The 26932-nt window shown below is 66.7% G+C and carries 22 protein-coding genes; 12 read left to right on the top strand and 10 right to left on the bottom strand.

The annotated features are described in order from the left end of the window. Nucleotides 1-13: 13 nt before the first annotated feature. Entirely contained in the window at nucleotides 14-949 is a 936-nt protein-coding gene (locus QZ271_RS05165) for a histone deacetylase (RefSeq protein ID WP_291429664.1), read from the bottom strand. 94 nt (nucleotides 950-1043) lie between these two features. Continuing rightward, nucleotides 1044-1220, bottom strand: a complete 177-nt coding sequence (locus tag QZ271_RS05160) for a hypothetical protein (protein WP_291429634.1) — start codon at nucleotides 1218-1220, stop codon at nucleotides 1044-1046. Between the two features lie 261 nt (nucleotides 1221-1481). Here QZ271_RS05160 and purB point away from each other — a divergent pair, with 261 nt between their 5' ends. From purB to QZ271_RS05125, 7 genes are all read left to right on the top strand, one after another. Then, nucleotides 1482-2789: an adenylosuccinate lyase gene (gene purB, locus QZ271_RS05155; protein WP_291429632.1), complete on the top strand. Its 1308-nt coding sequence runs from the start codon at nucleotides 1482-1484 to the stop codon at nucleotides 2787-2789. Nucleotides 2790-3034: 245 nt separating this feature from the next. Next, nucleotides 3035-3406, top strand: coding sequence for a phage holin family protein (locus QZ271_RS05150; RefSeq protein ID WP_291429630.1), 372 nt, complete (start codon nucleotides 3035-3037; stop codon nucleotides 3404-3406). Next, the gene (panC, locus tag QZ271_RS05145) at nucleotides 3403-4329 is read left to right on the top strand and encodes a pantoate--beta-alanine ligase (RefSeq protein ID WP_291429627.1); all 927 of its coding nucleotides are present in this window, start codon (nucleotides 3403-3405) and stop codon (nucleotides 4327-4329) included. The genes QZ271_RS05150 and panC overlap by 4 nt, the downstream gene beginning before the upstream one ends. Continuing rightward, the gene (locus QZ271_RS05140) at nucleotides 4326-5402 is read left to right on the top strand and encodes a type IV pilus twitching motility protein PilT (RefSeq protein WP_291429625.1); all 1077 of its coding nucleotides are present in this window, start codon (nucleotides 4326-4328) and stop codon (nucleotides 5400-5402) included. The genes panC and QZ271_RS05140 overlap by 4 nt, the downstream gene beginning before the upstream one ends. 573 nt (nucleotides 5403-5975) lie before the next feature. Then, nucleotides 5976-7148, top strand: coding sequence for an ABC transporter ATP-binding protein (locus QZ271_RS05135; protein ID WP_291429623.1), 1173 nt, complete (start codon nucleotides 5976-5978; stop codon nucleotides 7146-7148). Between the two features lie 267 nt (nucleotides 7149-7415). After that, on the top strand, nucleotides 7416-8174 hold the full coding sequence (locus QZ271_RS05130; RefSeq protein WP_291429620.1) for an ABC transporter substrate-binding protein: 759 nt from the start codon (nucleotides 7416-7418) through the stop codon (nucleotides 8172-8174). 334 nt (nucleotides 8175-8508) lie between these two features. Continuing rightward, nucleotides 8509-9300, top strand: a complete 792-nt coding sequence (locus QZ271_RS05125; protein ID WP_291429618.1) for an amino acid ABC transporter permease — start codon at nucleotides 8509-8511, stop codon at nucleotides 9298-9300. 251 nt (nucleotides 9301-9551) lie between these two features. Here the strand turns inward: QZ271_RS05125 and QZ271_RS05120 are convergent, their stop codons facing one another. The 3 genes from QZ271_RS05120 to QZ271_RS05110 form a co-directional block, all read right to left on the bottom strand. Continuing rightward, nucleotides 9552-10730: an AI-2E family transporter gene (locus QZ271_RS05120; protein ID WP_291429615.1), complete on the bottom strand. Its 1179-nt coding sequence runs from the start codon at nucleotides 10728-10730 to the stop codon at nucleotides 9552-9554. 190 nt (nucleotides 10731-10920) lie between these two features. Then, a complete protein-coding gene (locus QZ271_RS05115) occupies nucleotides 10921-13077 on the bottom strand; it encodes a TRAP transporter permease (RefSeq protein ID WP_291429613.1) in 2157 nt (718 codons plus the stop codon). A 326-nt stretch (nucleotides 13078-13403) separates the two neighbouring features. Continuing rightward, the gene (locus tag QZ271_RS05110) at nucleotides 13404-14372 is read right to left on the bottom strand and encodes a TAXI family TRAP transporter solute-binding subunit (RefSeq protein ID WP_291429611.1); all 969 of its coding nucleotides are present in this window, start codon (nucleotides 14370-14372) and stop codon (nucleotides 13404-13406) included. A 344-nt stretch (nucleotides 14373-14716) separates the two neighbouring features. On the opposite strand from QZ271_RS05110, the gene QZ271_RS05105 reads away from it, so the two are divergent. Beyond that, nucleotides 14717-15541 (top strand): amino acid ABC transporter ATP-binding protein, encoded by an 825-nt coding sequence (locus QZ271_RS05105; RefSeq protein WP_291429609.1) that lies wholly within the window; start codon nucleotides 14717-14719, stop codon nucleotides 15539-15541. Nucleotides 15542-15703: 162 nt separating this feature from the next. Here the strand turns inward: QZ271_RS05105 and QZ271_RS05100 are convergent, their stop codons facing one another. Next, on the bottom strand, nucleotides 15704-16945 hold the full coding sequence (locus tag QZ271_RS05100) for an MFS transporter (RefSeq protein ID WP_291429607.1): 1242 nt from the start codon (nucleotides 16943-16945) through the stop codon (nucleotides 15704-15706). 383 nt (nucleotides 16946-17328) lie between these two features. Further along, complete coding sequence (locus tag QZ271_RS05095) at nucleotides 17329-19002, bottom strand: chloride channel protein (RefSeq protein WP_291429605.1); 1674 nt, start codon at nucleotides 19000-19002, stop codon at nucleotides 17329-17331. A 218-nt stretch (nucleotides 19003-19220) separates the two neighbouring features. Between QZ271_RS05095 and sodA the strand changes: the two genes are divergently transcribed. Next, nucleotides 19221-19844 carry a superoxide dismutase [Mn] gene (gene sodA, locus QZ271_RS05090; RefSeq protein ID WP_291429604.1) on the top strand — a complete coding sequence of 208 codons (624 nt, stop codon included), beginning with the start codon at nucleotides 19221-19223 and terminating at the stop codon, nucleotides 19842-19844. Between the two features lie 112 nt (nucleotides 19845-19956). Here sodA and QZ271_RS05085 read toward each other — a convergent pair whose 3' ends face one another. From QZ271_RS05085 to QZ271_RS05075, 3 genes are all read right to left on the bottom strand, one after another. Then, entirely contained in the window at nucleotides 19957-21447 is a 1491-nt protein-coding gene (locus QZ271_RS05085; RefSeq protein WP_291429661.1) for a tripartite tricarboxylate transporter permease, read from the bottom strand. After that, nucleotides 21447-21983, bottom strand: a complete 537-nt coding sequence (locus QZ271_RS05080) for a tripartite tricarboxylate transporter TctB family protein (protein ID WP_291429602.1) — start codon at nucleotides 21981-21983, stop codon at nucleotides 21447-21449. Before QZ271_RS05080 ends, QZ271_RS05085 begins: the two co-directional genes overlap by 1 nt. A 249-nt stretch (nucleotides 21984-22232) precedes the next feature. Further along, nucleotides 22233-23183, bottom strand: coding sequence for a tripartite tricarboxylate transporter substrate binding protein (locus QZ271_RS05075; RefSeq protein ID WP_291429600.1), 951 nt, complete (start codon nucleotides 23181-23183; stop codon nucleotides 22233-22235). Nucleotides 23184-23389: 206 nt separating this feature from the next. On the opposite strand from QZ271_RS05075, the gene QZ271_RS05070 reads away from it, so the two are divergent. The 3 genes from QZ271_RS05070 to QZ271_RS05060 all read left to right on the top strand — a co-directional run. Further along, entirely contained in the window at nucleotides 23390-25045 is a 1656-nt protein-coding gene (locus QZ271_RS05070; protein WP_291429598.1) for a sensor histidine kinase, read from the top strand. Next, nucleotides 25042-25749 (top strand): response regulator, encoded by a 708-nt coding sequence (locus QZ271_RS05065; RefSeq protein ID WP_291429597.1) that lies wholly within the window; start codon nucleotides 25042-25044, stop codon nucleotides 25747-25749. The genes QZ271_RS05070 and QZ271_RS05065 overlap by 4 nt, the downstream gene beginning before the upstream one ends. 539 nt (nucleotides 25750-26288) lie before the next feature. Continuing rightward, nucleotides 26289-26932 (top strand): IS5 family transposase (locus tag QZ271_RS05060; RefSeq protein WP_291429595.1); only part of this gene is annotated, 644 nt, incomplete at its 3' end.

The raw sequence follows: 26932 nt of genomic DNA, 5'->3' as shown, positions 1-26932 counted from the left end.
AAACGCAGTGTCCTTACCCCATGACTTCCAGGCCGTCGAGCACCACGCTCGCGTGCGCCTCGACCGTCAGCGCGTGATCATGGTTGTACCCGCCGGCCATCATGGTCACGACCGGCACGCCCGCCGCGCGCGCCCAGCCCAGCACCGCGCGGTTGCGCGCGCGCACGCCGTCCAGCGTCAGCGCGAACCGCCCGAAGCGGTCGCCGGCCAGCACATCCGCGCCCGCCAGGTACAGCAGCAGGTCCGGCCGGAACGCCTCGAGCGGCGGCAGCACCCGCTCCCGCACCACCGACAGGTACTCCTGGTCGGTCACGCCGTCCCCCAGCCCGATATCCAGTGAACTGACCTCCTTGCGAAACGGGTAATTACGCTCGCCATGCACGCTCAGCGTAAAGGCCCGTGCCTCGCCGCCCAGCAGCGCCGCCGTGCCGTTCCCCTGATGCACGTCCAGATCCACGACCGCCACCCGCCGGGCCAGCCCGTCATCCAGCGCGGTGCGGGTCAGGATCGCCGCGTCGTTCACCAGACAGAACCCCTCGGCGCGGTCCCGGAACGCGTGGTGCGTGCCTCCCGCCAGGTTCGCTCCCCACCCCACGCGCAGTGCGTCGTGCAGCGCCGCCAGCGATCCCCCGGCCGCGCGGCGGGCCCTCTCGACCACACCCGGCGACCACGGCAGCCCGAAGGCGCGTTCCTCGTGCCGGTCCACCTCGCCGCGCCGCCAGCGCCTCAACCAGTGCGGGTCATGCACTCGCGCCGCGTCCGCCCAGCGCAGCGCCGGGGTGTCCAGCACCGGCAGTAGCGGGGACATGCGCCGCCGTACCCCCTCGTACTTGTAATACGGAAAGCGGTGCCCGTCCGGCAGCGGAAACCCGTAGTCCGCCGGAGAGTATGCCCGGAACGCATGCCGGAACCCCGACCCGGTCGGGGCAGGCGTGGCGGCGTCAGTCATGAGTGCATCGGGCACGTCGTCAGTCACGCCCGGCAGTCTGCCGCAGCCCGGCCCCCCGAACGGGAGGCAAAGCCACAGCCCAGGCCCCCGCTCTTCAGTCCTGTCCGCGCAGGCCGCGCAGCACCCGGAAGCCCAGGGCGTCCACCGCGGCCAGCGTCCCCAGTGACGCCAGTCCCGCCAGCCACTCGCCTTGCCCGAGTTGCAGGATCACGCTCATCAGGCCGCCCAGGTTGATGCTGAGCAGCATCAGCACGACCAGACCGGTCAGCACGCCCGGCTCTCACGCTCGTCCCGGACCGCTGCTGCCGCTTTCATCCCTGCACGGTTCACCCCGGCAGTCTAAGTACACTGCGTTTTTCTTGTCGATAAACCGCGCGGAGCGCGGAGCAGAAGAAAGTACATTGAAGCGGGAATGGAGAGGTTCCGGCGCTTTTCCGGCATGGCGCCATGTGAGCTTCAAGGTACTTGGGCCGCCTGTGCAGGCTGGACACCGCGCGGCGCACGGGCGCGCGGGCGTGTTAGCGTCGGGGGCGTGATTGACCGTTACCTGACCCCGGAAATGAAGGCCCTGTGGAGCGAGGCCAGCCGATACCGAGCGTGGCTGCGCGTGGAACTGGCCGCCATGCACGCCCAGGTGAACCACGGCGAGGTGCCCGCCGAGGCGCACGCCGCCCTGAGTGCCAGAAGCGAGGCCGATCCGCTCGACGAGGCGTTCGCGCAGAAGGTCGCCGAAATTGAGGCCGTCACCCGCCACGATATTGTCGCCTTCACGCGCGCCCTGACCGAACGCTACGGCGAGGAAGTCCGCTTCGTGCACCACGGCCTGACGAGCACCGACGTGGTCGATACCGCCCAGAACCTGCTGCTCGACGAGGCGATGGGCATCATCATCACGGACGCCGAGGCGCTGCGCGAGGTGTGCCGCACGCAGGCCCTGGCGTTCAAGCACACGCCCACCGTGGGCCGCACGCACGGCATTCACGCCGAACCCATGACCTTCGGCCTGAAATTTCTGAACTGGATGGCCACCCTGGACCGCGACCTGGAACGCCTGCACGCCGCCCGGGGGCGCGTGCAGGTCGTCATGCTGTCCGGCAGCGTGGGCACGTACGCGCACGTCTCCCCGAAAGTCGAGGAAGAGGTCGCCGCCGCGTGGGGCTGGCAGGCCGCGCCCGTCACCAACCAGACCCTCGCCCGGGACCGTCACGCCGAGGTGCTCGCGGCCCTGGCGATCTTCGGCACGACCCTGGAACGAATCAGCGTGGAGATCCGGCACCTGCAGCGCAGCGAAGTCCGCGAGGCCATGGAACCCTTCGGGAAGGGCCAGACCGGCAGCTCCTCCATGCCGCACAAGAAAAACCCCATCCTGACCGAGAACGTCACGGGCTTCGCGCGGCTGCTGCGCGGCTTCCTGACCACCGGCCTGGAGAACGTGGCGCTGTGGCACGAGCGCGACATCAGTCACTCCAGCGCCGAGCGCGTCATCCTGCCCGACGCCACGAGCGCCGCCAGTTACGCCGCGCGCCGCCTGACCGGCGTGCTGCGCGACCTGGTGGTGTTCCCGGACCGCATGCTGAAGAACCTGAACGACCTGGGCGGCCTGGTCTTCAGTCAACGGGTCCTGCACGCCCTGATCGACGAGAAGGGCATGACCCGCGAGGCCGCGTACAGCCTGGTGCAGCGCAGCGCCCTGACGAGCTGGGAGACCGGCGAGGGCCTGCGTGACCTGCTCAGGGCCGACCCGGAAAACCCCCTGAACGACGCGGAACTCGACGCCGCCTTCGACCTGGCGTGGTACCTGCGGCACGTGGACGACATCTACGCCCGCTTCGGGCTGTAATCTAGACTCCGGTTGATTCGCTGCAGTTCTGAATCAAGCCGAGCGGATGCGAGGAGGAACCACGTACACCCCTGTGCGGTATGCAGCGGAAGCCGCGTAACACGGACTCGCAGAGCTGCGCCACGGCGCGGGCAGAAAGAAACGGCTTCTGGTTGGGGGGGTTTCCAGTTTCCGAAAATCCCCGCGCCCTCGGCCATCCGGGGGCGCTGTCCATACGGGCGCGGCGCATCCCGTATCCTACGGGCATGGGTTTCATTCTTCGGTTGCTGGTGAACGCACTGGCCCTGTACCTGCTGGCCCGCGTGTACGCAGGCGTGAGTTTCGAGCCGGGCGCGGACGTCCTGAGCATCCTGATCGCAGCCCTGGTCATGGGCATCGTGAACGCCCTGATCCGTCCGGTGTTGCTGCTCCTGTCGCTGCCCGTGAACATCCTGACGCTGGGCCTGTTCACGCTGGTCGTGAACGGTGTGGTCCTGTACCTCGTGGCGGGCGTGACGGCCCTGAACGTGGCGGGCTTCGGCGCGGCGATCATCGGGGCCGTGATCCTGGCGCTGATCTCCTGGGTACTGGACGCCGTTGTAGGCGCCCTGAACCTGGATGGTGGACGCCAGCCGTGACTGCCCCGCCCGAACCGGGGGTCGGCCCGCAGCCCACCCTGATCACGGACCCCGCCGACCTGCGCGCCGCGCTGCGTGGGCAGGCAGTGGCGTTCGTACCCACCATGGGCGCGCTGCACGAGGGGCACGCCACCCTGATCCGCGAGGCGCGCTCGGCTGTGCCCGGCGGGCGCGTGGTCGTCAGCGTGTTCGTGAACCCCCTGCAATTCGGACCGCACGAGGACCTGAGCCGCTACCCCCGCGACCTGGAGGGCGACCGGCGTCTGGCGGGCGCGGCGGGCGCGGACCTGCTGTTCCACCCGGACGTGCCCACCATGTACCCCGACGGGTTCAGCACCAGTGTCAGCGTGTCCGGCATCAGCGAACCGCTTGACGGCGCGTCGCGGCCCGGTCACTTCACGGGCGTGGCGACCGTCGTTCTGAAACTGCTTAACCTCGTGCGCCCGGACGCCGCGTTCTTCGGCGAGAAGGACTGGCAGCAGCTGGCTGTCGTGCGCCGCATGGTCCGCGACCTGAACCTGAACGTGGACGTGCGCGGCGTGCCCACCGTCCGCGAGACCAGCGGTCTGGCCCTGAGCAGCCGCAACGCCTACCTGAGCCCCGAGCAAAGGGCCCAGGCCGCCGTGCTGTCGCGGGCATTACAGGCCGTGCAGGCCGCCTACGCGCGCGGGGAACGCCGCCGCGCCGCGCTCCGGCAGGCCGGACTGGACGTACTGAACGCCACCCCGGACCTGACCCTGGATTACCTGAGTGTCGTGGGCAGTGACATGCATGAAAGGGAAATCATGGACAGTGACTCCATGAACCGCGTCCTTGTGGCTGCCCGCATGTTCGGCGTCCGGTTGATCGACAACATGCCCCTGGCCCCCCCTGCGACGCTCAGTCAGCCCACGCTGAGCTCGCCCACGGTGAGCCCGGCGTGACCCTTGACGAGCTGCTGCGTGAGATGGTCACCCGGCGCGCCTCGGATGTGCACCTGCAGGCCGGTAGTCCCCCCATGGGCCGCATCGACGGGCAACTCGTCCCGTTCGGCACGCAACCACTGATGCCGCCCGACACGCAGATGCTCGCGCAGGCGCTGATGACCGCCGACCAGTGGGACGACTTCACGTACCGCAACGAACTGGACCTGGCGTACAGCGTTTCGGGCCTGGGCCGCTTCCGCTGCAACGTCTTCCGTCAGCGTGGCGCCGTCGGCGTGGTCATGCGCACCGTCTTGAACGCCATTCCCGGTTTCGACGCGCTGGGTCTGCCCACTGACGTGCTCCGGCACCTGGCCAACGCGCCGCGCGGCATGATTCTCGTGACTGGCCCGACCGGCAGCGGCAAGAGCACCACCCTGGCCAGCCTGATCGACCAGATCAACCGCTCGTTCGCGTACAACATCATCACGGTCGAGGACCCCATCGAGATTCTGCACAAGAACAAGAAGAGTATTGTCGTGCAGCGCGAGATCGGCAGCGACACCCGCGACTTCCGCACCGCCCTGAAGTTCGCCATGCGCCAGGACCCGGACGTGATCATGATCGGCGAGATACGCGACAAGGAAACCGTGGAGGCCGCCCTGAGCGCCGCGCAGACCGGCCACCTGGTTCTGAGCACGCTGCACACCCAGGACGCTGTACGCAGCGTGAACCGCATCATCAATGTCTTCCCGCCCTATGAGCGCGATCAGGTGCGCCTGCAACTGGCCGAGTCTCTGGTCGGCATCATCAGCCAGCGCCTGCTGCGCCGCGCGGACGGCGTGGGCCGCGTACTGGGCCTGGAAATCATGATGAACACACCCCTGATTCAGGAGTACGTGAAAGACGAGAACAAGACCCACCTGATCAAGGACGCCCTGATCGAGGACAACATTCGCGGCATGCACACCTTCGATCAACACCTGTCGCAGCTGTACCGCAATACCCTGATCACCCTGGATGAGGCCCTGTCGGCCGCGACCAGCCCGCATGAACTGAAACTGATGCTGACCCGCAGCGGCGTCGCGTACTGATACGGACTGCCGCTCCACTGCGCCACAGTCGGAACAGCGCCGACTGAGGCTCCACACCGCGGAGGGGCGTATGCTGTTCCCACTCGCGTCCGCTCGGATTGATTCAGAAGTGCAGCGAATCAATTGGAATCCGGTAACTGCTCAGCAGGGTAAATTGCTCAGAATCTGAATTCAGCCCTATAAATTGCTAAGAAGCTGCTTTCAAATGACTGAAATTGCCGATATGGGCGAATTGGTTCGTCCAAGGCAGATTTGCAGTAAATATTATGCTCATACAAAACGGGAACAAGCGTTTTTTGCCGTGTTTATCGTGCTGAGCAGTTACGGAATCCGTATGATACGAATGTCGTCTGTGTCACTGACAGCCCGCAGTGGTCAGGCGGCACGGTCGGGGAACGTGTTCAGGGAGCGTGGTAAACTCCGGGCTGTCAGCAAGGCGCCAGCGTAAACCCCGGGCATTCTCGTTCATGCACCCCGGTTACCCGATCTTCAACCCCGGTCTCAGGGGCCAAGCCTGGCCTCACGGGCGTTGGGCCACTCACGGGTAAGAGTAGGGGCAAAGGTAGGCACACCATGGCAGAAGTGATCCTTGAGCACATCAACAAGTGGTACGGCACCAAGCAGCACGCAGTGAAGGACTTCAACCTGCACATTCAGGACCGTGAATTCATGGTCTTCGTCGGGCCGTCCGGCTGCGGAAAGTCCACCACGCTGCGCATGATCGCTGGTCTCGAAGACATCAGTGACGGCATCCTGAAGATCGGAGACCGCGTCGTGAACGACGTGCCACCCAAGGACCGCGACATCGCCATGGTGTTCCAGAATTACGCCCTGTACCCGCACATGAACGTGTACGACAACATGGCCTTTGGTCTCAAGCTGCGCAAGACGCCCAAGGATGAAATCGACAGGCGCGTGCGTGAAGCGGCCAAGATTCTCCAGATGGAGCACCTGCTGGGGCGCAAGCCCAAGGAACTGTCCGGCGGTCAGCGTCAGCGCGTCGCGATGGGCCGCGCCATCGTGCGCGAACCGAAAGTCTTCCTGATGGACGAGCCGCTCTCCAACCTGGACGCCAAACTGCGCGTCGAGATGCGCTCGCAGATCAGTCAGCTGCACCGCCGCCTGGGCGCCACCATCGTGTACGTCACCCACGATCAGGTAGAGGCCATGACGCTCGGCAACCGCATCGTCGTCATGCGCGACGGCCTGATCATGCAGGTCGATACCCCCATGAACCTCTACGACTTCCCGCAGAATAAATTCGTGGCCGGCTTTATCGGCAGCCCCAGCATGAACTTCGTGACCGCCACCATTCAGAACGGCGAGTTCGTGATCGGCCAGAACCGTGTGGCCCCCATGGGCCGCCTCGCGCAGAGCGTCAAGCCGCACGAGGGGAAAGAGGTGTTCATGGGCATTCGCCCCGAGCATGTGGGCGTGGTCGGCATGTCCGACCTGCCCCAGGGCACCAACGTCCTGAAAGGTCAGGTCGTGGTCGTCGAGCCGCTGGGCGCGCAGACCGACCTGATCGTTGACGTGAACGGCCAGCACCTGACCGTCAAGGTCGAGGGACAAGCCACCGTACTGCCCGGCGATCCCATCGAACTGCTGATCGATCAGACCCGCATGCACGCCTTCGACACGACCAGCGAGGCCGCCATCGACCGTGGCACGCCCACCGGCACGCGCGGTCAGGCGGATACCCCGGGCCTGGGCTACGAGTACACCCAGGCTGTCAGCGCCGACTGATCCACCGGAGTCCGTATGAGAATGCACCGCGTGGTCAGGTACCGGCGGTGTGTTCTCCTACCGACTCCGACTGTATGGCTTGCAAAGCCGCTCAAGCCGGGCGCATGCGGGAGGCCGCCGCGTGATCGGGCCAGCCAGGGGCGCTCACTCGCTGCGGGTGTTTACCTGCCCTTCATGCGGCGCTAGACTCAGGCACCCATCACTGGACCCCCCTGACTGCTCGGCCCGCTCCGGGCCACCAGTCCCAGTACCGGATAAGGAGTTCCCATGAAAAAAGCACTGCTGACGCTGACCGCCCTGGCCCTGCTCGCCACGACCGCACAGGCCCGTTCCTGGGAAGACATCAAGAAATCCGGCACCATCAAGATCGCCACCGAGGGCGCGTTCCCGCCCTTTAACCTCCTTAAGGGCAAGGAACTGACCGGATTCGAGGTTGATCTCGCCAATCAGCTTGCCCGGCAGCTGGGCCTGAAAGTCCAGTGGATCACGCAGCCCTTCGACGGCCTGCTGATCGGGTTGCAGCAGGACCGCTACGACTTCGTGATCGCCAGCCACGGCATCACGCCCGAACGGGCCAAGGCCGTGGACTTCAGCAACCCGCACTACTGCACGGGCGGGGCGATTGTCAGCCGGGTCGGTGGCCCCAAGACAGCCGCTGACCTGAAAGGCAAGACTGTGGCCGTGCAGGTCGGCACCACGTACCTGGCCAACGTTCGCAAGGTACCGGGCGTGAAGGACGTCAAGACGTTCCCCAGGGACACCGACGCGCAGGCCGCGCTGATGGCGGGCCGCGTGGACGCCTGGGTGGGCGACAAGTTCACAGGGTTGGAAGTGGTCAAAACCCAGAAGGGCAAATTGGTTGCCGGGAACCTGCTGTTCAACGAGCGCATCGGCATGGCCGTCAGGAAGGGGAACGCCGGGCTGCTGAAAGAACTGAACGCCGCGCTGACCAAGAGCCTCAGCGACGGTTCGTACGCCAAGCTGAGCGGGCAGTACTTCGGTACGGACGTCCGCTGCACGAACTGAACGGTCTGTCCTGACACGGACTCCGGTGCAAGGGTGGGCAACAACCCATACGGACTGCCGTCTGTTTCGCTGCAAGATCGGTGGTCCGACCTGCCAGCTCCACGCCCGGAACCCGCCCCGCTCCTCCTCGCATCCGCTCGGATTGAACGGGCATTACAGCCGTTCAATCGGAATTCATTGAAGTGCTGCCCCAGTCGGCCCGCAGACCCCTCGGGAGTGGGGGACTGCGTTGCCTTGAGCGGCCGGGTTTCTCCTGGTCCGGCGGGTATGCCATTATCTTTCAAATGCAGACCAGCTCGCTTTTTTCACCAGACCTTCTGTCCCGGAGGCTCCCTTGACCGCTCCTGCTACCCCCCGGAACCAGCCGCTCGGGCCGGGCGCGATTGTGCTGTGGCTGATCGGCGCGGCCGCCGCGTTCCTGCTGCTGTTCTACCTGATCACGGTGATTCTGCGGCAGATGCCCGATCCAATTGGGCCGCGCGCTGACCTGTTCGTGGAGGGCGCGCAGATCACGTTGCAACTCACGGTGGTCAGTGGCCTGATCGGGCTCCTGCTCGGGCTGGTGGCGGGCATTCAGAAGACCAGCGCGTCGTGGCTGGTCCGCGCGCCCGCCAACCTGTTCGTGTGGTTGATTCGCGGGACGCCGCTCCTGATTCAAATCTTTTTTGCGTACTACGCAGTACCGCCCCTCCTGGAAGGACTGGGGATCAAGGTGCAGATCAACGAGTTCTGGTCTGCGGTGATCGCCCTGTCCCTGAACGTCGGGGCGTACAACGCAGAGGTGATCCGCGCCGGGATTCTGGCCATTCCGCGCGGGCAGACCGAGGCGGCCCGCAGCCTTGGCCTGAGTGGCGCGCAGACCATGCGGACGGTGGTGCTGCCGCAGGCCCTGCGACTGGTCGTGCCGCCCCTGGTGAACAATCTCGTGGCGCTGCTCAAGGATTCCTCGCTGGCGTCGACCATCTCGCTGCTGGAACTTGCGCTGGCCGGTCAGCGGGTCAGTAGCGAGAGCTTCCTGCCCGTACCGGTCCTGACGACGGTGGGGGCCGTGTACCTCGCCCTGACGACCGTGATGACCTTCTTCACCGATCAGCTGGAACGCCGCGTGAAGATCGCCACCCGCTGAACGGTTCCCGCCCATACGGATTCCGCTCCATTCCACCACAGTCGGAAAAGCGCCGCCTGCGGCTCCATATCGCGAAATCCGTCTGCTGTTCCTACTCGCGTCCGCTCGGATTGATTCAGAACTGCACCGAATCAATCGGAATCCGTATCATACGCAGACCGGACCAGGCACCGGACCGCGATGGGGGTCCGGTGCCTGCTCCTGATCGGCTCGCGGTGCGTGAGGTGTGGCCCGCTGAGGCGAGAGGCGACTTACTGCGTCGCGTCGATGCTGTCGCCCCGGTAGGCGCGGGTGGTCAGCCAGTAGCGTTTCAACCAGCGTTTGAACAGCGTGGCCAGCGGAATCGCCAGGACTGCGCCGGGCACCCCGGCGATAGACAGGCCGACCAGCAACGCGATCAGGATGGCGGCCGGGCTCAGGTGCATGGTGCGGCCCATGATCAGCGGCCCCAGTACGTTCCCCTGAATCTGATTGATGAAGAAGTACAGCGCAGCGACCAGCCCGACCGTCAGCGCGCCCTGCGTGGCGGCCAGCAGCATGGGCACGGCGGCGGCCACCACGATGCCCACGTACGGCACGAGGCTTAACAGGCCGCTCAGCAGACCCAGCGCCAGGGCGTTCGGGACCCGCAGGGCCATCAGGCCCGCCGTGGCCAGGACGGCGGTGCTGAGCATCAGCAGCAGTTGCCCGCGCAGAAAGCCACCGAAACTGCCGCTCACGTCGTCCGAGAGGCGCAGCAGCGTGGGCTGCCAGCGGCGCGGGAACACCTTCAGGACGCTGCGGCCCGCCCGGTCGTAATCCAGCATGAAGTACATGGCGAGCGTCACGATGAACCCCAACTGCCCCAGCCAGCCCACCAGACTGGACAGGGTGCCCAGCACGTCCGGCCCGGCGTTCACCAGCCGTTCCAGCAGCGGACCGGTGTTGGTGGTCAGGTTGTTGATCTGCTCGTCGATGTACTTCGAGAGGCTTTCCTTGATGCCCTCTGCGCCCTTCACGCTGTCCAGCCGGTCAAGGACTGAACTGGTAATGCCCTTGAGGTTCCGCGCGAGTTCCGGAATGCCGTTGATCAGCCCAGTCACCTGGGAACTGACCGTCATGACGAGCAGGGTCGTGAGAGCGATGGTCACCGACAGCAGCAGCATGACGCCCACCATGCGGCTCACGCGGTGGCGTTCCAGCCACGACAGCAGTGGGTTCGCCAGGAACGCCAGTCCGTACGCGGCGATGACAGTCACGATCACGCTGGCCATCAGTTGTGAACCCCACGCCAGCGTCCACACGGCGGCCAGCAGCAGGAACAGGTAAGCGGTCAGCCGGACGGTCGGCTGCGCCCACAGGATCTGCAGCAGCTGCGGAACGTCGCGGGCGTCACGCCAGTCGGGCCGGGCCGGGCGTTGGGTGGAGCCAGGAGAGGGGGGGACGTTCATCTCATTATCCTGACACCGCGCCCAGCCACGCGTAACGCCCCGGCTGACATGCCCGGGCGTTTCGACTTGGGTATTCCTTGTGGGACCCCGATGCGGGCTGCCATCTGTCTCGCAGACAGATCGCAACACCACCGATCTGTCTGCTCCATGCCTGGAACCCGTTTTTCTCCTCCTCGCATCCGAGTCCGTATCAGGCGGCGCTTAGAGTAGCCGGCGGCTCGGAGCGGCTGCCCGCCTTCTGCCAGAAGTACACGGCGGCAATCAGCGCCAGCGCGGTCAGGTTCCACACGATCTGCGTGGGAATGATCAGAATGAACGACGCGATCAGTAGCAGCAGCATCTGCACGGGGTTGGTCTTGCGGTGCAGGAAGCGCAGCGTGGCCGCACTGAAGGCCACCAGTCCGATAAACGCGAACATCACCATGAGGGCGGCCTCCCCGAACGGCACCCCGTTCAGTCGGCCGTCCGCGATCAGCAGGAGCTGTGGGTTGAAGAACATCATGTACGCCAGCAGCGCCGTGCGCAGCTCGTACTGGAAGGCCTGCACGCCGGTCGCGACCGGGTTCCCGCCGCTGATGGCGGCCGCCGCGAACGCCGCTAGCGCCACCGGGGGCGTGCTGTCGGCCATGATCCCGAAGTAGAACACGAACATGTGTACGGGCAGCATCTGCGCCGGATTGCTGGTATCCAGGCCCGCGACCTTCGCGACGATCGGGACGATCAGGGCGCTCATCAGGATGTAGTTCGCGGTGGTGGGTAAGCCCATGCCCAGAATCAGGGCGATCAGTTGCGCCATGAACAGCACCACCAGCAAAGACGCGAACGTCGCCACCTGCGGCCCCGCGAACGCCATCAACGAGCGCACGCCTTCGGCGGCGAGCTGCACGATGTCCGCCAGTCCAAAGCCCAGGCCCGTGATGGTCACGATGCCCACGATGATCCCGGCGGCGGCCGTGGCAATGGCAATGCCGATCATGGAGCGCGCGCCGCTCTCGAACGCCTCGATCAGTTTGCGCCCGCCGTCCAGTAAGCCCCGGCCCGGGTCGCGCCCGTCGCGGGTTGCCAGAACAGCCTCCTGCACGACCATCATGACCATCATCATGAAAATAGTGTTCAGCGCCACGCGTTCCGGCGTGGCCTCCGGGTTGACAGTCAGCGTGCCGATCAGGTAGCCCAGCGGCAGCAGGTAGTACCAGCCGGACAGCAGCGTTTGCCGGACGCGCGGCAACTCGCTTTTCGGCATTCCCCGCAGGTTCAGTTTCAGCGCCTCGATGTGCGTGACGACCAGCAGCGCCCCGTAACACAGAAACGCCGGGATGGCCGCCGCCAGGATCAGACTGCGGTACTCGATGTTCAGGTTCTGCGCCATGATGAACGCCGCCGCGCCCATCACGGGCGGCATGAGCTGGCCGTTGCTGGAGCTGGCGACCTCGATCGCCCCGGCCTTCTCGGCGCTGTACCCAACGCGTTTCATGGTGCCGATGGTGATATTCCCGCCGGTCACGACGTTACTGACCGCCGAACCCGAGATAATCCCGTTCAGGGCGCTGCTCAGCACGCTGGCCTTGGCCGGGCCACCCCGGAACCCGCCCAGCAGGCCCTGAGCGATATTCATGAACCACTCGCCGGCCCCCAGCTTGTCGAAGATCGCGCCGAACAGCACGAACAGGAACACGATCTGCGCCGAAACGCCGATAGCGGTCCCGAAGATGCCCTCGGTGTTCGCAAACAGTTGCCCCACCACCTGCGGCCACGTCTGCCCGGCGTGCAGTTGCAGTTGCGGTCCCAGGTCGCCCCGGATCAGGCCGCGCGGGCCAGTCAGGGCGTACAGCATGAACACGCCCGCCACGACCGGCATGGCGATCCCGATGGTGCGCCACGCGGCCAGCATCAGCAGGATCACCATGCCGCTGCCCACCCACACGTCCGGGGTAATCAGGGTGCCGCCCTGCTCGTTCGCAATGTTCGGGTAACGCGTGATCAGGTAAGCGGCCGTTGCGGTCGCGCCGATGCCCAGTATCCAATCGTACCAGGGGACGCGCGTCTGCGGACGGCCCGGCGTTTTCCGGAACGGGAACACCAGGTACGCCAGCGCGAACGCGAACGCCAGGTGCGTGGCGCGCATGGTCAGGGTGTCGATGTTCCCGACCTGCGCGGCGTACATCTGGTACACGCACCACGCGACGGCCAGCAGCGTCACCAGCCACTTCTGGGCACCCTGAAGTTTCCGGCCGCCGGTCTCGGCCGCCTCGACCATCTCGATGGCGCGGCGTTCCCCCTCGGTCATCTCGGTGCCGGGTGGTGTCAGGGTCGGGTCTGAACTGATAGGTCGGGTGGGATCACTCATGCGTGTGGGGTTCTCCTTGAACAGAAACGGCCCGGACCGGTGTGTGCGGGGGGACCAGTGCGTGCGGGGGGACCGGTGCGGGTATCAACGAGCGGAAAAATCAAGGTGTGGGGCCAGCCCGATCATTCCACGGCTGGCCCCGGCTGCTGCGGTTCAGGACACGGCGTCCCGGACCGGAGTGCCCGCACTGATACGGACTGCCGCTCCACTGCGCCACAGACGGAAAAGCACCGTCTGTGGCTCCATACCGCGAAGGGGCGTATCCTGTTCCTACTCGCGTCCGCTCGGATTGATTCAGAACTGCAGCGAATCAATCGGAATCCGTCTTATTTGACGTTCAGTCCTTTTTCCTTGAAGAACTTCACGGCGCCCGGGTGCAGCGGCGCGGGCAGGCCCGTGACGGCCTTGGCGTAACTGAAGTTGGTGGCCAGGCTGGGGTGAATGGCTTTCAGGTCGGCCTCATTGTCGAAGATGCCCTTCATGGCCCGGTAGATGGCGTCCTCGCTCATGGCGGTGCTGGTGACCAGGGTGGCCTGCACGGCGACGCTGGGCACGGTCGCGCCGATGCCCTTGTAGCTCTTGGCAGGAATGTTGTACCTCACGTAGAAGGGGTATTTCTTGAGCAGACTGCTGGCCTGGTTCCCACTGACCGGGACCATGCTCACGTCCACGGTCTGCGCGATCTGCGCGATGGCGCTGGCCCCCACGCCCACGGTGAAGAACAGCGCGTCGGCGCGCTTGTCCTGCATCAGGCTGATGCCCTGAGCGGGCGAGACGCGCAGCGCCTGCCCCAGGTCATCAAAGCCCAGGCCGTACGCTTCCATGACCTGCTTGGCGGTCAGTTCCGTGCCGGAGCCCAGGTCACCGATCACCACGCGCTTGCCTTTCAGGTCTGCGACGGTCTTGATGCCGCTGTCCTTGCGGGCCACGATGTGCAGCACCTCGGGGTACAGGACGGCCATGGTGCGCAGTTTGCTGTTCGCCTTGCCCTGGAATGCCTGGAGGCCCGTGCCTTTATACGCGTAGTACACGACGTCATTCTGGGCAACGGCCGCGTCGAGTTCCCCGCTGGCGATGGCACCCATGTTGAACACGCTGCCGCCGGTCGAGCGGGCGTTGGCACGTACGCCGCTGCCGGTGTCGTTCAGCATCTTGGCCATGCCGGTCGCGACCGGGAAGTACACGCCGGTAGTGCTGCCCGAGCCGATGGTCAGGAAGGTGGTGCCCTGGGCGAGAGCGGCGGCGGCCGTGCCGAGAACGAGAACAGCGGTCAGTTGACGGGTGTTTTTCTTCATGGGAACTCCTGTGTTGAAAGGTTCGGCGGCCTGCCGACAGACTGGGCCGCACGTGAGAAAGGTGATTTTAGCATACAGGTTGGGTTAACAAGCGACGGTGCCGCCCTTTACGGGACCGGGTGGGGAACATGGGCGGGGCAGGCTCCGTGCACAGGTGCGCCAGCCATCAACGAAACCGAGCGGGCCCGCCTTGCCGGCCCTGGGCTCGCTGATACCTAGGTGCGGCCCGTGGGTGCGGGACGAGTGAACCGCGCCCATCCCACACGGCCCCGCACGGCACGGTGAGCCCAGTGCCGCGGGCCTCACGCCTGTCGTGCCCGGCGGGCGGACGGTAGACTGCCCGCATGACGCATTCCTCCCCGTCCCTCAGGAAAGAAGCGGCCGGCCCGGCCCCCCGGCCTGGTCAGACCCGCGCGCACGCGGGGCAGCAGGACGGACCACCCATCATCGACGCGCAGAACGTGCACAAGCACTTCGGCACCTTCCACGCGCTGCGCGGCGTGAACCTGACCGTGCAGCCCGGTGAGGTCGTGGTCATCATCGGCCCCAGCGGCAGCGGCAAGAGCACCTTCATCCGCACCATCAACGCCCTTGACGCGCACGACGGCGGCACCATCACCGTGGACGGCATCCCCCTGAACGGCAAGGGCAACCTGGACGCCATCCGCCGTGAGGTCGGCATGGTCTTCCAGTCGTTTAACCTGTTTCCGCACCTGACTGTCCTGGAGAACATTACGCTGGCCCCCACCCGCGTCCGGAAGGCCAGCAGGGCAGACGCCGATCAGCGGGGGCTGGACCTGCTGCGCCGCGTGGGCATCGAGGAGCAGGCGCACAAGTACCCGGCGCAACTGTCCGGCGGGCAGCAGCAGCGCGTGGCGATTGCCCGCGCCCTGGCCATGGACCCCAAGGTCATGCTGTTCGACGAGCCCACCAGCGCCCTGGACCCCGAGATGATCAAGGAGGTGCTGGACGTCATGAAGGAACTGGCGCGTACCGGCATGACCATGCTGGTCGTCACGCACGAGATGGGCTTCGCGCGCGAGGTCGCCGACCGCATCCTGTTCTTCGACCAGGGCAACATCGTGGAGGACACCACGCCCGAAGCCTTCTACCAGAACCCCCAGCACGACCGCGCCAAGCAGTTCCTGAGCAAGATTCTGGACCACTGAGACGGATTCCGATTGATTCGGGACCGCTCCGAATCAATCCGAGCGGATGCGATTAGAAGCGAAACAGACTGAATCCGCATGGGCGTCGGTTGAACCGTCCAAGGAAACGGTCAACCGGAAGGGGGGAGGGGGGCCGGAGAGCCAGCTGGCTTCCGGCCAGGCCTACGCGTCGCGGCGCAGGTTCCCGCACTGCCACCACGCAGCGGCGCACAGCAGCCCGCTGACGGCGAACACGGGCGCGTACCCGACCCGGTCGGCCAGCAGCCCCCCGATCACCGGAGTGAATAGGGCCGCGCCGACCAGGGTGTTCAGCGTGCCGATGTAGCGGCTGCGGGCACCTTCGGGGGCGATATTCAGGAGGTGATTGGTGTGGCCCAGGTTAAAGCCCTGCGTAGCCACGCTGGAAAGCACGAACACCCCCAGGTACGCCCAGGCGTTCAGGCCCAGCGCGCCGACCGCAACGGCGTACAGCGGGGCGAGACCGTAGAACACGCTGGCGTAGCGGATGATGCGCCGCGAGCCCTTGCGTTCGGCGACACGCTGCCACACCACGTTCGACAGGGGGGCCGCGCCGGTCAGGGCCATCACGAACACGCCCAGCGTGGCGGCCGGGTAGTGCAGTTCCCGCAGGGCGTTCACGGCGAAGAACGGTTCGCTCATGCTGGCGGCGGCCAGCAGCAGGCGCACGATCAGGAAGGCCCGGAAGTGCGGGTCGCGCAGCGTGTCGGGAATGGCGCAGAACTCCGCGCGGGTGCCCTGGCGCGCCAGGGGCGGGTCGGCCGGTTCGGTCACCAGTCCGAACACCCAGTACCCGAACGTGAACGCAGCCGTGCCCAGCGCGAAGATCAGCGCGTAATTCAGCGGGAACGGCAGGTCCGAGGCCAGAATCCAGCGGACCAGCAGACCCGCCCCGAAGGCCAGCAGTCCCCCGTACAGGTTGCGCGTCCCGAAAAAACGCGGGCGGCGCGCGGACGGCACGGTCTTGCTGACCACTTCCAGGAACGGCAGGCCGGACACGCCGGAGGCCAGAGCGTTCAGCATCATGGCCAGGACGAATAGCGTCAGGCACAGCGCCGGGCTGTCGGTCAGCAGGGCCGCGATCAGGACCATCGCCACGTACGTGCCGGTCCGGACAAGCGCCGCGGACCGGTACACCGGCAACTTGTATGGCAAGCTGCGGACCCGCGCAGCCACCAGCAATTGCGGCAGCATCCACCCACCCGCCGCGATGGCCGGTAGCAGCCCAATCACCCAGTTGGGCGCACCGAGCCGCGCAGCAAACCCGACCACGACGACTGACACGTTCAGGAACCCGTCCCCGGTGAACACCGCCCAGCCGTTCAGGATGCCCAGCCGTTCGTTCCGGTCCCAGGCGCGGAAAGGAGCAGGCGTCATGCGGGGCATTATCCGCTCCGCACGCTGCCCGGCTGCCGGGGGCCAGCCGCAGTCGGTTCCGCATGCCAGGACAGCCCGCCCGGGACTCATATGGACTGCGGTTGATTCGGTGCCGGACCAGCTTAATCCAAGCGGATGCGAGTCCGAGCAACAGACGGAATCCGCCCCTCTCTCACTGGCTTCGTTCGGATTGAAGGGTCTTTGCAGCCCCTTTTATCGCAGTTCGTATCAACTGTGCGTGTCGGCGGCCGGCCCCTATCGCGGCTCTAAGTACGTTGGAGCTAACATTGCGAGGTCCCAGGAAAGCGCCGGAACCTCTCCATTCCCGCTGCAACGTACTTTCTTCTGCTCCGCGCTCCGCGCGGTTTATCTACAAGATAAACGCAGTGCCTTTAGTGGCCCGGTAGTCGCAGGATGCCTTCGAGCGCGTGGTAAGCCTCCGGGCGGGCCAGGAACACCAGTTCGTCCTGCGTGGTCAGGCGCAGTTCCGGGCGGGGCAGGCGCACCGAGCCGTCCCGGACGATCCCGACCACCTCTACACCCGGCGGGAGGCTCAGGAGGCTCAGGCGCGCGCCGAGCCAGCCCGGCGGCACGGCCCGGCGGTACAGTTCGCGCTCGGCGGTCGGGGCTGGCAGCAGGTCCCCGTCCACCGGCAGGTCCTCCGCTCCGGGCGCGTCTGCCGGGGAGTCCTGCGGCGCGTCGAACGGCACGCCGGGCTGGGCGGCCGAGCTCCGGCGCGTGACGAACCGCACGGAGTCCGGCAGCCACGCCGGGCCGGCATGCACGGCGCTGTCCCGGCGGGCCTGAAGCTGCGACGGAATGATCCCACTCGTGCCGCTCAGGAAGTGCGCCACGCTGCTGGCGACCAGCGCCACGGGCAGCAGCGTGTCGCCGCCCCACGCGACGCCCAGCAGCGTGGCGCCCAGCGGCACGTTCAACGTGACCGTCAGGAACGCGACTGCCCCGACCATGCTGCCCGTGGCGGTATCGACGCCCAGCAGACTGCTCAGGCCCGCGCCCAGCAGGCCGCCCACACCCACTGACGGCAGCACCCCACCGCCCAGCGCGATCTGCGCGCCCAGCGCCAGCAGCAACCAGCGCCACGCGCTCAGCCCCAGGCCCTCGGTGCCCATGAACCCGGCCGCGCTCAGCTGAACCCAGCCGCTCCCGTCTCCCAGCACGGCCGGCGTGCTGAACGCAGCGGCGGCCGCCGTGATCCCGCCGAAAATCAGACCCAGCAGCGGCCGCATACGGCCACCGGACCACGCTTCTGGCAGCACCCGGCACGCCAGCAGCGACAGCCAGCCCAGCAGCGTGGCCGCCAGCGCCACCAGCAGGAACGCCGGGAACTGCGTGCTGGCCGGCACCTGCACGTCCGGGAAGGCCAGCAGCGGCGCGAACCCGAACGCCAGCCCGTACACGGCCGTCCCCGCCACGGCCGCCAGCACGCACGGCATGACCACCTCGAACTCGAACTCGAAGCGGCGGTACAGCACCTCGGCAATCAGGACCGCGGCGGCCAGCGGCGCGTGCAGCACCGCGCCCAGCGCCGCCGCCGCGCCCGCCAGGGTCAGTGTGCGGGCCTCGACCGCGTCCAGGCGGGTCACGCGCTGCATCAGCCGCGCGCCCAGTTGGCCGGTCATGGTGAACGCCGAGTCCCGCCCGATCAGCAGGCCCGAACCATACGCCAGCAGGGTCGCCGCGAGCGTCCGCACCTGTAGCAGCGGCCCCGGCCACTGCCCACGCGCGTGGTAGCCGCGCACCAGTTGCGTCAGCGGATCGCCCAGCCGGGCGGGAACCAGCCACGCGTACAGCGCGCCGAGCAGCGGCAGCGCCAGCAGCCCCCACGGGGTGGCCGATCCGAACGCCATCATCAACCCACCCTCGCCGGTCGTGCCGGGCGGCGCGTAATCTGTGATCAGCGTGCCCAGCCGCACGGCGGCGTCCAGCGTGAGCCGCAGGATGATGCTCAGACCCCCCACCAGGGCGCCCAGCAGCACGCTGAGCACCACCAGCCGCCCGGTTTCCAGACGGTTGAGGACGGCGCGGGGCAGGGGAGAACGCATTAGCGGCCATGCTAGAGCATTTACCAGACCCGCACGCTCGCAGTGCGTGTCCCCAGTTGGGGCGCACTGGTCAGTGCCCGGCACCTTCCGGCTAACATGAAGTCCGCCTTAACCGGTCGGGCCTCCGCTCGGCGGCGCGGCAGGTAAGATACACAGCGGTCGCCGGGAACGGCCCGCACCGTGCGGGACCGCTCACCCGGCCTGTAAAGGAGCTCATCATGGCTTACGAACTTCCCAAGCTGCCCTACGCCTACGACGCCCTCGAACCCCACATCGACGCGCGCACCATGGAAATCCACCACACCAAGCACCATCAGGCGTACGTGGACAACGCGAACAAGGCCCTCGAAGGCACCGAGTTCGCCAGCCTGAGTGTCGAGGAACTGATCACCAAGCTCGATCAGGTGCCCGCCGATAAGAAAGGCGCCCTGCGCAACAACGCCGGCGGTCACGCCAACCACAGCCTGTTCTGGACGGTCATGGGCCCCCAGGCCAGCAGTCAACCGGGCGGTGAATTGGCCGCCGCCATCAACGCTGCGTTTGGTTCCTTCGACGCCTTCAAGGAGAAGTTCGAGGACGCCGCCAAGACCCGCTTCGGCAGCGGCTGGGCGTGGCTGGTCGTCAAGGATGGCGCGCTCGCCGTCGTGAGCACCGCCAACCAGGACAGCCCCCTGATGGGCGAAGCCGTCGCCGGCGTCAGCGGAACGCCCATTCTGGGCGTGGACGTGTGGGAACACGCCTACTACCTGAACTACCAGAACAAGCGCCCGGACTACCTGAAGGCCTTCTGGAATGTCGTGAACTGGGACGAAGTCGCGCGCCGCTACACTGCCGCCAAGTAATCCCCCCCAAGCGCCAGAAAGCGCCCCCGGCCAGGACGGTCGGGGGCGCTTCTGTGTGCATGCGAGAGACCCGGCTTGAAAAACGTTCATGAGCGGTCACCCGGAAGCTTTTTCAAACACGGCGGGGCGCTCGGGCTTTCAGGATAGCCGGGACGATCAGGGCAGCCAGGGCGGTCAGCAGGATGCAGACCGTCAGGGGGCTCTGCAGAAAGATGGTGGGGTCGCCGTTACTCTGTTGCAGCGCTGTGCGGAACTGGCTTTCCGCGACCGGGCCGAGGATCACGCCGATGATGGCCGGCGTGACCGGGAAGTCGAAGCGGCGCATGCCGTACCCGATCACGCCGAAGATGGCGAGCAGAATCAGGTCGAAGACAGAGTTGTTTAGTGAGTACACGCCAACCGTGGAAAAGACCAGGATTCCGGCGTACAGGAACGGACGGGGGATCAGCAGCAGCCGCGCCCATACGGGGGCCAGGGGCAGGTTCAGGGCGAGCAGCATGACGTTCCCGATGTACAGGCTGGCGATCAGGCCCCACACGAGCTCGCCGTTCGTGACGAACAGCAGCGGCCCCGGTTGCAGTCCGTACTGCTGAAACGCGGCGAGCAGGATGGCGGCGGTGGCGCTCGTGGGCAGCCCCAGGGTCAGCAGCGGTACGAGCACGCCCGCCGCGCTCGCGTTGTTCGCGGCCTCCGGTCCGGCGACGCCCTCGATGGCGCCCTTTCCGAATTCTTCCGGGTGTTTGCTCAATCGGCGTTCCAGGGTGTACGACAGGAACGTGGGAATCTCGGCGCCGCCGGCGGGGATGGCGCCGAACGGGAAGCCCAGGGCCGTGCCGCGCAGCCAGGGTTTCCAGGAGCGCCGCCAGTCCTCACGGGTCATGCTGGCATTGCCGTCCAGTTTGATGACGTTGGCCTTGTCCTTACGAAGGCGGCTGGCAACGAATAGCGTTTCACCCACAGCGAACAGACCGATCACGACCGTGACGAACTCGATCCCGTCGAGCAGTTCCGGGCGGCCCAGGGTGAAGCGCGCCTGCCCGCTTTGCAGGTCGGTCCCGATCAACCCGATGCTGAGGCCCAGAAAGAGGCTGATCAGGCCGCGCAGCGGGGACGCACCGAAGGTGGCGCTGATAGTGACGAACGCCAGCATGATCAGCGCGAACTTGGCGCTGGGCGGAATCATGACGGCCACGTCAGCGATGGCGGGCGCGGCGAAGGTGAGCAGGATGGTGCCGATGGTTCCGGCCACGAACGACCCTATGGCGGCCGTGGCCAGTGCGGCGGCCGCGCGCCCCTTGCGGGCCATCTTGTTCCCCTCAAGCGCCGTGATGATCGAACTGCTCTCGCCGGGCGTGTTCAGCAGGATGCTGGTGGTGCTGCCCCCGAACATACCGCCGTAGTAGATCCCGGCGAACATGATGAACGCACTCACGGGCGGGAGTTTCGCCGTGACGGGTAGCAGGAGCGCGACCGTCAGGGCCGGACCGATGCCGGGCAGCACGCCTACCAGGGTGCCCAGCGTCACGCCGATCAGCGCCCACAGCAGGTTCAGGGGTGTCAGCGCTGTCTCGAAGCCCGCGAGCAGGGATGTGACGGCCTCTATCACAGCACGCCCCTGAGCAGGCCGGCCGGGAGGGTCAGGCCCAGGCCGCGCGTGAACACCACATACGTGACGAGTGCCACAGCGAGCGCCACCCCTGCCAGTAACGGCGCGCGCCGTTCACCGAACGCGAACCCCACGCTGAAGTACATCAGGGCTGTGCCGATCACGAATCCCAGTGGTTGTAGTAGAGCGGCGCCCAGCAGGAACCCGCCCAGGATGAGTCCCGGCTGGCGCAGGTCGGGCTGGGCGTCCGGGTCGGTGTCCTCCTCGGCGGCCGGTTCGGCGCGGCCGCCGCGCAGGACGTTCACGGTCAGCAGGGTGCCCAGCAGCAACGTGCCGACCGACACGATCAGCGGAACCACGCGCGGGCCGACCACAGCATTGATCCCGAACGGAATCCGCAGGGTGCCGGCCAGAAGCAGCGCGCCCAGCAGCACCACGCCCAGGGCGACCAGCAGATCCGGGACGCTCAGGCCGCGCCGCTCGGAAGGAGCCGCGGGAGCAGGTGGGATGGGGGGAACGGTGGAATCAGACATGAATCGAACCTCGTGTGGAGACCCTGGAGAGGGGAGACAGGTACAGTAAGCCGGGCGGCGCGAAGGAAACCCGCCGCCGCCCGGATCGCTGAAAAGTCGGTGTTATACGGACTGCGCTCCACTGCGCCACAGTCGGGACGACACCGTTTGCGGCTCCATACCGCGAAGGGGCGTCTGCTGTTCCCACTCGCGTCTGCACGGATTGATTCAGAACTGCACCGAATCAACCGGAATCCGTATGACTTGACGTTACTTGACCAGACCGATGTCTTTCAGAATCTCTCGGGTGCGGACCGCTTCGAGTTTAAGGAACACGTCGAACCGGCTGCCGCTCATGTACAGGTCCGTCCAGTTGCGGGTCTTCAGGGTGTCCTTCCAGGCCTTGCTGGCGTGAAGTTTGTCCATGGCGCTGACCAGCGTGGCCTTCTGGCTGCCGCTGATGCCGGGCGGAGCGACGATGCCGCGCCAGTTGGCAAGGTCCACGTTAAAGCCCTGCGATTTCATGGTGGGCACCGGGATTCCCGTCTGCGCCTTGGCGGCGCTGATGCCCAGGGCGCGCAGTTTGCCAGCCTTGATCTGTGCCTCGAACTCGCCGTACCCGGCGACACCCGCCGCGACCTGGTTGCCCAGCACGGCCGCCAGGGTCTCTCCGCCGCCGCTGAACGGCACATAGTTCATCTTCCTGGTGTCCACGCCCGCCGCCTTGGCGAACAGACCGACGAGCATGTGATCGGTGCCGCCGGCACTGCCCCCGGCGAAGGCCAGCGCCGGGTTTGCCTTCCAGGCGGCTGCCAGGTCAGCCAGCGTCTTGTGGGGGCTGCTGGCGGGCACCACGATGACCTCGTACTCGCCGGTCAGACGGGCAATGGGCGTCACGCGGCTCAGGTCCACCTTGGAGCTGTTCGTCTGGATCGCGCCGACCATCACGAGTCCCATGGTCATCAGGAGATTCCCGTCGCCCCGGCTGTTGTACAGCTGCGCCAGGCCGATGGTGCCGCCCGCGCCGGGCACGTTGAACACTTGCACGGGCTTGGCGATGCCCTCATCCTGCATGACGGTCTGAAGCGCGCGGCTGGTCTGGTCCCAACCGCCGCCAGGGCTGGCGGGGGCCATGACGCGTAGGTTCAGGTTCTGCGCGGTGGCGGGGGCGGCGGTACTCAGGAGGACGGACAGGGCAAGGGCAGCAGTTTTCACGTTCATGGTGGACCTCCGGGGGGTGGGCTGCCGCTTCGGGTGGGCAGCCGGTCTGGGTTGTGGGTACCCGGCTACCCTATCCTCGCCCGGCCTTCACGACAAGACGTTTGGTGCGCTCAGCACGCCACACTGCGCTTACGGAACGCACAGGCGTGAACACAATGAACACAACCGGCCCCGCGCCCGCCCGCCGCCTAGAATCGCGGGTACCGATGGCTGTGTTCTCCCGACGCCCTGACCTGCAGGGCCGCCTCGTGCGGCTGCACCTGCTGGTGCTGTGCGCCATGACGCTGCTGCTGGTCGCCGTGCAGACCGCGCAACTGTACACCGAGGCCCGCGAACGCCTGGGGGAGCGCGCCATGACAGCCAGCCGCATCATGTCGCGCCTTCCGGACGTGATCGCCGGAGCGACCCGCGCCGCGCCGGACGCCGCCCTGAACGCCCGCGTGAACGCCCTGCGCGCCGAGGTCGAAGCCGATTTCATTGTGGTTGGGGACCGGCGGGGCGTGCGGCTGGCGCACCCGCTGCCCGAGCGGCTGGGCAAACCCATGGAAGGCGGTGACAACGTCCTGCCGCTGGCGGGACAGGAAGTCGTCAGCGTGGCGCGCGGCAGCCTGGGCCTGAGCGTGCGCGGTAAAGCGCCCATCTGGGCAGGCGGCGTGCGTGGCGGGCGCGTGGTGGGCGTGGTCAGCACCGGGTACCTGATGCCGCAGGTGTGGCACCTGGTCCTGGGCGCGCTCGTTAGCCTGCTGCCATGGTTCGTGCTGGCGTTGGCCCTGGGCACCCTGGGGGCCGTGTGGGCCGCCCGGCGCCTGCGGGCCGAGATCCTGAATCTGGAACCCGAACAGATCGCCGCGATGGTCAGCGAGCAGCGGGCCGTCCTGGCAGCGCTGCGTGAGGGCGTGCTGGCCGTGAACGCTGCCGGTCAGGTCACGCTCAGCAGTGACCGCGCCGCGAGCATGCTGGGCCGCCCCGACCACGCCCCGCTGTCGCAGCTGTGGCCTGAACTGGCCCGCCTGACTGACCCCGCCGCACCGGGCCGCCACCAGAACCTCGAACTGACCTTGCGCGGTCAGCCGGTCCTGGTGAACCTCGAACCGCTGGATGGCGGCGGATTCGTGGCTGGTTTCCGCGACCGCGCCGAGGCGCTGGCCCTGGCCGAGGAACTCACGCACGCACGCGGCTTCGTGGACGTGCTGCGCGCCCAGACACACGAGTATCAAAATCGCCTGCACGTTCTGTCCGGCCTGCTGCAACTGGGACGGAGTGAAGAGGCCCTACGCGTCCTGAACGCCGAGATTCATGCCGACTCTCAGTTCCGGGAACTGCTGCGCGACGTGCAGGTGCCCCGGCTGGTGGCCCTGCTGGCAGGGAAGCGCGAAAGGGCGCAGGAACTCGGCATTGATTTCCAGGTGGCCGAGGGCAGCAGCCTGGGCCCCATCTGGGAACGGCACGCCGACACGCTGGTCAGCGCCGTGGGCAACCTGACTGGCAACGCCTTCGAGGCCCTGGGGGGCCAGCCCGGACAGGTCACGGTCCTGATCGGAGAGGACCCTGAGGGCATGCAGATCGAGGTCGAGGACAGCGGCCCCGGCGTGCCCCCGCACCTGAGTACCCGCCTGTTCGAGCGCGGCGTGAGCACCAAGGGCGAGGGGCGCGGCTACGGCCTGCACGGCGTCACAGTGCGCCTGCACGCTCTGGGCGGCGAACTGCGCCACACCTGCCGGGCCGGGCGGACCGTGTTCGTGCTGAGCCTGCCGCTGCCCACCCCGCTGCGCCCCCACCTGTTTCCTGTCGCGCAGACGCCCGGCCCCCCCACCGGCGACCCCGCCGACCCCACCCCGTACGCTGCCGGAGATTACCCATGACCCCAGCCGCCGCGCCCGCCCCCACCCGGGTCCTGCTGGTCGAGGACGACCTACGGGTCGCCCGCGTGAACCGTGACCTGCTGGAGCGCGACCCGGACGTGCATGTGGTCGGCAGCGCCGCCACCTGCGCGCAGGCCGACGCCCTGGCCCGCGCCCTGACCCCCGACCTGATCCTGCTGGACGTGCACCTGCCCGACGGCAGCGGCCTGGGCCTGCTGCGTCATTGGCGTGCCCAGGGTCTGACCACCGACGTGGCCCTGATCACCGCCGCCGACGACGAGGCCAGCGTACGCCTCGCGCTCGCGCACGGAGCGTTCGACTACCTGATCAAACCGTTCACGGGTGCGCGCCTGAACGACCTGCTGGCCCGCCACCGCGCCCGCCACCACGCGCAGCCGGGCCACGTAAACCAGGGCCGTCTCGACCAGGGCCGCCTGGACCGCCTGCTGGGCCTCAGTCCGGGCCTGTCCAGCCTGCCGCGCGGCATTGACCCGAATACCCTCGAACGCGTCACCCAGGCCCTGCGGGACGCTCCGCACCCCGTCAGTGCCGAGGACATCGGCGAGCAGGTCAGCCTCAGCCGCGTCACCGCGTGGCGTTACCTTGAACACCTCGTGCGCAGCGGGGCCGCCCAGCTCGACCATCAGTACGGGCAGGCGGGCCGCCCCGCGAAGCTGTACCGGGCGCAGCAACCGCCCTCCTGAACAGACCACCGGCCAGCTTTGAACGGTGCAAAGGGCACGGAATTGCAAAAAACGCGCGGCTGAGTGAGCGGGAGAGAAGCGGATTCCAGGAGTGGAGTAAGCACCACGGTGATGTTCCGGATTATCAGTGAAGCGCAAGTTACACGAACTCCGGTTGAATGGGCTGCACGGACCGTTCAATCCGAGCGAAGCGAGTGGGAGCCGAAGCGGGTTCCGGACGTGGCGCTGGCAACCCGGTGCCCTTCCGGGTTGTCAAGAGTTTCCAGGCGGCACGAGATGCCTTCCAGAACGCTGCCGATCACGGCCCTACACGGATTTTCATCGGTCAGCACAGCATTCTGCGCGTATCTATTCCCTGCGCCCCGCACCACACGACATCCGGCGTCTCTCGCCTTCTCGATGTTCGACCCCCAGATGCTTGTCTCCGGGCTGTTCAGGCTGAGAACGGCTTGTCACGGCCAACAATCCCCTCCAGGATGCAACGGAAAGAATGACGTGCTGACCGACGTTTCTCCGTCTGCGCGCCCTCATGACGTCGTGTGGCACACGACTCCAACAGGCGTGGAAACTCTTGCTCCAAGAAAAAGTCTGGTCGACCTCCCGCTCTCAACGCGGCTGAACAACTCCTCCTCACACTCGAATTCTGGCGGGAATACCGCACTTTTGCTCACCTCGGCCACGACTGGAACATTCACGAAACCACTGTGCAGCGCACGGTGGAACGCGTCGAAACCGCCCTGATCGGGAGCGGAACGTTCCGACTTCCTGGCCGCAAGAGCCTCAAACAGGAAAAGGACGTCTTTCAGATCATCGCCGTGGATGCCACCGAAACCCCCTGTGAGCGGCCCACCAGCAAGCAACGCCGCTGGTACAGCGGCAAGAAGAAACGACACACCCTGAAAACGCAGGTCATGATCGACGTGTCTACCCGCTTGATCCTGTGCGTCGCCACCGCCTTCGGATCCATGCATGACCTCACCCTGTTCCGGCAGTCGGGCGTCCAGATCCATCCAAAGACGCCGCTGATCGGCGACGCCGGCTACCAGGGCATTCGGCGACACCACGGTCACTCGGTGACACCTCACAAAGCGACGAAGAACGCGCCCCTGACCCCTGAACAGCGTCAGCAGAACCGGGAACTGGCGTCGACCCGCCTGCGGGTCGAGCATGTCATTCGGTGTCT

This window comes from Deinococcus sp. (assembly GCF_018260555.1).
GTDB lineage: Bacteria > Deinococcota > Deinococci > Deinococcales > Deinococcaceae > Deinococcus.
The sequence above is the reverse complement of the archived record's forward strand: the minus strand, read 5'-3'. Positions and strand labels throughout refer to the sequence as shown.